Below are 5,891 nucleotides of genomic sequence, written 5' to 3' on the forward strand. Positions count from 1 at the left end.
TTGGCGGGGGTGTTGTCGTCGTTGGAGGGTGGGGTGTCGGGGGTGGTGCATGCGGCGGGTGTGTTGGATGACGTGATGGTGGAGTCGTTGAGTGCGGAGCGGTTGGCGGGGGTGCTGGCGGCGAAGGTGACAGGTGCCTGGAACCTGCATGAGTTGACGCTCAATCGTGGTGTTCGTTGGTTTGTGATGTTCTCTTCCGCGGCTGGTGTGTTGGGGGCGGCGGGGCAGGCGAACTATGCGGCGGGGAACGCGTTCCTGGATGCCCTGGCGGCGTTTCGGCGGTCGCGTGGGTTGCCGGGTGTGTCGGTTGCCTGGGGGTTGTGGGAGCAGCGTTCGGTGATGACCGAAGGGCTGGACGATATCGACCTCACCCGCTTCGCTCGCATGGGCGTCGTACCGATGCGCAACGACGACGGGCTCCGACTCTTCGACGCGGCTGCGGAGTCCGCGCGGAGCCTGGTGGTGGCGGCCGAACTGGACGGCCGCGCCCTCGGCGCGGCCGATAGGGACACCCCGGTCCAGCCCATGCTCCGTGGCCTGGCCGAGCGGCAGGTGGCACCCCGCCGCCGTTGGACGGCATCCGCCGGGGACGGAACGCAACCGGACGGCGCGCCGTTGGCACGTCGGCTCGTCGGACTCGGGAAGGGCGAACGCCGCCGGGTGCTGCTGCACACCGTGCGCGAGCATGCCGCGACCGTACTCGGACACGGCTCGGCCGAGTCGATCCCCGCCGAGCAGGGCTTCCTCGACATGGGTTTCGACTCGCTGACCGCTGTGGAACTGCGTAACCGCCTCAGCACCGCGACCGGACTACGGCTGCCCGCGACCCTTGTCTTCAACCACCCCGACGCCACCCGCCTCGCCGACCACCTCGGCGCGGAGCTGATGCCACCGGACACGGTCGACGACGCGGACACCGCGCTGCGCGCTGAACTCGACCGGCTGGAAACGAGTTTGCGCGACTCGGCCGCCGACACGGACGGCGCCACCCGGGCCATGGTGGTCACCCGGCTCCAGGACCTCCTGTCCCACTGGAGCACGGCCCCGAACGGGAGCGCCGCCGCGAACGGGAGCACGCCCCCGAACGGGAACGCCGCCCCGAACGGGAGTACTGCCAGGAACGGGAGCGCCGCCTCGGACGACGCCGGGGCGGGCGGGGCGGCCGATGTGGCCGAAAACCTGGAGTCGGCCGGGGCGGACGAACTCTTCAGCTTCATCGACCGGGAATTCGGCTCGCACTGACGGCGCCCGCCCCTCCCCGCCCCCTCGGCCTTCTTCACCCCCTTCATCCGCAGGTTCTGCATGCCCGCCCGACCCCCCGAGGTAGTGATGTCGGAACAGGAAAAGCTTCTCGGTTACCTCCGACGAGTGACGGCCGACCTCCATGAGACCCGCGGCCGACTACGGGAGCTGGAAGCCGTGGCAGGCGAGCCGATCGCCGTCGTCGGCATGGCCTGCCGCTACCCCGGTGGCGTCGCCACCCCCGAGGACCTGTGGCACCTGGCGCGGGAAGGTACCGACGCCATCACACCGTTCCCCGACGACCGGGGCTGGGACAGCGAAGCGATCTACGACCCCGACCCCGATGCCCCCGGGCGCACATACACGCGGGCGGGTGGCTTCGTCACCGACGTCGGGCACTTCGACGCCGGCTTCTTCGGTATCTCCCCCCGCGAGGCTCAGGCCATGGACCCGCAACAGCGGCTGTTGCTGGAGACCTCCTGGGAGGCCGTCGAACGGTCCGCCATCGACCCCTCCTCGCTGAAGGGGCGCGACGTAGGGGTGTTCGTCGGAGCCGGTCTGCCCGACTACGGGCCGCGGCTGCACGCCGTCGACGACGGTATGGAAGGACACCTCGTCACCGGCAGCTCCCCCAGCGTCGTCTCCGGACGCATCGCCTACAGCCTCGGGCTGGAGGGCCCCGCGGTCACGATCGACACCGCCTGTTCCTCCTCCCTCGTCGCCCTCCACCTCGCGGTGCAGTCCCTGCGCCGGGGCGAATGCTCCCTCGCGCTCACCGGCGGTGTCACCGTCATGTCCACCCCCGGCATCTTCATCGGCTTCAGCCGACAGCGGGGCCTCGCCCCGGACGGCCGCTGCAAGCCCTTCTCGGCCGCGGGCGACGGTTTCGGCCCGGCGGAAGGTGCCGGCATGCTCTGCCTCGAACGGCTCTCCGACGCCCACCGCGCCGGACACCCCGTCCTCGCGGTCGTCCGCGGTACCGCGATCAATCAGGACGGCGCAAGCAGCGGCCTCTCCGCGCCCAGCGGTCCCGCCCAAGAGCGGGTGATCCGGGCGGCGTTGGCGGACGCGGGGCTGTCCGCGGGTGATGTGGACGTGGTGGAGGCGCATGGGACGGGGACGAAGCTCGGCGACCCGATCGAGGCTGACGCACTGCTCGCCACGTATGGGCGGGGGCGGGATCCGGAGCGGCCGTTGTGGCTGGGGTCGGTGAAGTCGAACATCGGGCACACACAGGCGGCGGCGGGGGTCGCGGGTGTGATCAAGATGGTGTCGGCGTTGCGGCAGGGTGTGGTGCCGCGGACGTTGCACGTGGATGAGCCCTCGCTACATGTGGACTGGTCCACCGGTACGGTACGTCTGCTGACCGACCCGCTCGACTGGCCGCGGGGTGACCAGCCGCGCCGGTTCGGTGTCTCCTCGTTCGGTATCAGCGGCACCAACGCGCACATCATCGTCGAAGAGGCCCCGGTGCCCGACGGCGAACCGCAGGAGAGCCCCGCCCCCACGCACGAATGCGAACTGCCGCTGGCGCCCTGGACGCTGTCGGCCAAGTCCGAGGCCGCACTGCGTGACCAGGCCGGCCGGCTCGCCGCCCACCTCGTACGCCATCCCGACCACACCCTCGCGGACATCGGCCACACACTCGCCACGACCCGAACCGCCTTCGATCACCGGGCGGTACTTCTCACCCCCGACCTCCCGCACGCCATCGACCAGTTGACGCACCACGCGACCGGCCGGGAAACCACCGAACTCATCACCGGCAGCGCCCACCACGGCTCCGGACCCGTCTTTGTATTTCCGGGTCAGGGGTCGCAGTGGGTGGGGATGGCGTTGGATTTGGTGGAGTCCTCGCCCGTGTTTGCACGGCGGTTGGGTGAGTGTGCGGATGTGTTGGGGCCGTTGGTGGAGTGGTCGTTGTGGGATGTGTTGTCGGATGAGGTGGCGTTGGGGCGGGTGGATGTGGTGCAGCCGGTGTTGTGGGCGGTGATGGTGTCGTTGGCTGAGGTGTGGTGTTCGTTTGGTGTGGTGCCGTCGGCCGTGGTGGGTCATTCGCAGGGGGAGATTGCTGCGGCGGTGGTGGCGGGTGGGTTGTCGTTGGAGGAGGGGGCGCGGTTGGTGGTGTTGCGGAGTCGGGTGTTGGTGGGGTTGTCGGGTCGGGGTGGGATGGTTTCGGTTGGTGCTGGGGTGGGTGTGGTGCGGGGGTTGGTGGAGTCGTTTGGGGGTGGTCTGTGTGTGGCGGCGGTGAATGGTCCTTCGGCGGTTGTTGTTTCGGGTGATGTTGGTGTGCTTGAGGGGTTTTTGGCTGAGTGTGAGGGTGTTGGTGTTCGGGCTTGGCGTATTCCGGTGGATTATGCGTCGCATGGTGTGCAGGTGGAGGAGGTTCGGGGTGAGGTGGAGGAGGCGGTTTCTGGTGTGGTGTCGGGTGTTGGTGTGGTGCCGTTTTATTCGACGGTGACGGGTGGGGTTTTGGATATGGCGGGGTTGGATGCGGGGTATTGGTATCGGAATTTGCGTTTTCCGGTGCGGTTTGAGGAGACGGTGCGGGTTCTTTTGGATGCGGGGTTTCGGCAGTTTGTTGAGGTCAGTGCGCATCCTGTGTTGACGTTGGGTGTTGAGCAGACGGCTGAGGATCATGGTGTTGAGGTGTCTGTGGTGGGGACGTTGCGGCGTGATGAGGGTGGTCGGGGGCGTGTGTTGAGGTCTCTTGCCGAGGCGTATGTGGCGGGTGCGCCGGTGGAGTGGGCGCGGGTTTACGGTGATACCGGTGCACGTCGGGTCGACCTCCCGACATACCCCTTCCAACGACAGCATTATTGGCTCGCCCCGAGCGCCCCTGCCGACGCCGCCGCCATCGGCATGGAATCCATTGGACACCCGCTGCTCGACGCCGGTATACCGCTGCCCGACTCCGACGGACACTTCCTCACGGGCCGTTGGTCACTGCGTACCCACCCCTGGCTCGCCGACCACACCGTGCGCGGCCGGACCGTGGTGCCGGGAACCGCTCTGGTGGAGACTGTCCTGCGCGCGGCGGACAGCGTCGGCTGCGACCGGCTCGACGAACTCAGCCTGGAGACACCGGTGGTGCTCCCCGAGGACGGCGGTGTGCTGCGTGTCCAGGTGACCATCACCGGATCGGAGGGGAGCGACGGCCGCCGGTACGTCAGCCTGCACACCTGTGGTGCTGACGGCGTCTGGACCCGACATGCGCGCGGCACCGTTCTGACGGCCGGTGTGTCCGGTGAGCCGGCGGGCCTCGGCAGTTGGCCACCGGCGGGGGCGCGGCCGGTGGAGACGGCAGGGCTGTACGAGCGGCTGAGTGATCAGGGTCTGGGCTACGGGCCGGTCTTCCGCGGCCTGGAGACCGTATGGCGCCGAGGGGAAGAGATTTACGCCGAGGCCGCGCTGCCCGAGGTGGCGCGCCGGACCGGCGACGGGTTCGGCGTGCATCCGGCGTTGCTGGACGCGGCGTTGCACGCGTGGGCGGCGGGTTCGGACGACGCGGGTTCGGACGACGCTGGTCCGGACGACGCTGGTCCGGGCGCCGTGCGGTTGCCGTTCCTGTGGAGTGGTGTCACTTTGCATGCCACCGGTGCGACGAAGCTGCGGGTACGCCTCACACCGGTGACCGGCGGCGGCATGTCGGTCCTGGTGGCGGACGACACGGGCCGGCCGGTGGCCTCGGTCGAGACCCTGGTCACCCGGCCCCTCGGAGAAGGCGGCGGCGACCCCGCGGACACGCACACCACCACTGCCCCGCACCGCGTCGAGTGGACGCCTCTACCGGCCATGGACACCGAGGGCCGGGCTCGGCGCCTCGCCGTCGTCAGCGGCGAAGCACTCGGCCTCGACCGGCTCGCCGACGGCTATGAGGATCTGGCCGACCTCGCCGGGCAGGTGGCCGCGGGAGAGTGCCCGCCGCCGGATTATGTGCTGGCCGGTATCGCCCCTTGCGCCGGAACGGACGTCGCGTCGGAGGCTGTGTCCACCGTGGGCCGGGCTCTGTCGCTCGTTCAGGACTGGCTCGCGGACGAGACGTCCGCCGCGACCGGGGCCCGGCTGGTGCTCGTCACGCGGGGAGCCGTCGCCGTCGCGACGGGCGAGGGTGTGTCCGACCTGGCCGCCTCTCCGGTCTGGGGGCTGGTGCGGTCAGCGCAGACCGAACACCCCGGCCGCTTCGTTCTCGTCGATCTTGACGCGGACGAAGGGTCACTCACCGCACTGCCCGCCGCGCTGGACACCGGAGAACCGCAGTTGGCGCTCCGACGCGGCGAACCGAGCATCCCCGGAGTGGCCGCCGTCCCCGCCACTCCGAAGCTCCCCGACGGTCCCTGGCGCCTCCAGGTCGACCCGGACGGTGAGCTTGACGGTATGTCACTCGTCCCTTGCGACGCGGCGACCCGCGCTCTGGGTGCGCAGGAGGCGCGTATCGAGGTGCGTGCGGTGGGGTTGAACTTCCGTGATGTTCTGATCTCGCTCGGTATGTATCCCGACGCTGAGAACGCTCTGTTGGGCAGCGAAGGCGCCGGGGTTGTGGTGGAGGTGGGCTCTGGTGTGACTGAGGTGTGTGTTGGTGATCGTGTGATGGGTGTGTGGGGGGATGGGTTTCGGTCGGTGGTGGTGGTGGATGTGCGGGGTGTGGT

Annotated in this window: 2 protein-coding genes; both read left to right on the forward strand. The window is 69.4% G+C overall.

Annotated features, from left to right (window positions below; all coding sequences use genetic code 11):
* On the forward strand, positions 1-1,242 hold a 1,242-nt coding region (locus AB0E24_RS45750), incomplete at its 5' end, for a beta-ketoacyl reductase (protein WP_359385964.1).
* Positions 1,243-1,368: 126 nt separating this feature from the next.
* Positions 1,369-5,891 (forward strand): beta-ketoacyl synthase N-terminal-like domain-containing protein (locus AB0E24_RS45755; protein ID WP_359385967.1); only part of this gene is annotated, 4,523 nt, incomplete at its 3' end.

The organism is Streptomyces malaysiensis subsp. malaysiensis, from assembly GCF_040653035.1.
Classification (GTDB): Bacteria; Actinomycetota; Actinomycetes; order Streptomycetales; family Streptomycetaceae; genus Streptomyces; species Streptomyces malaysiensis.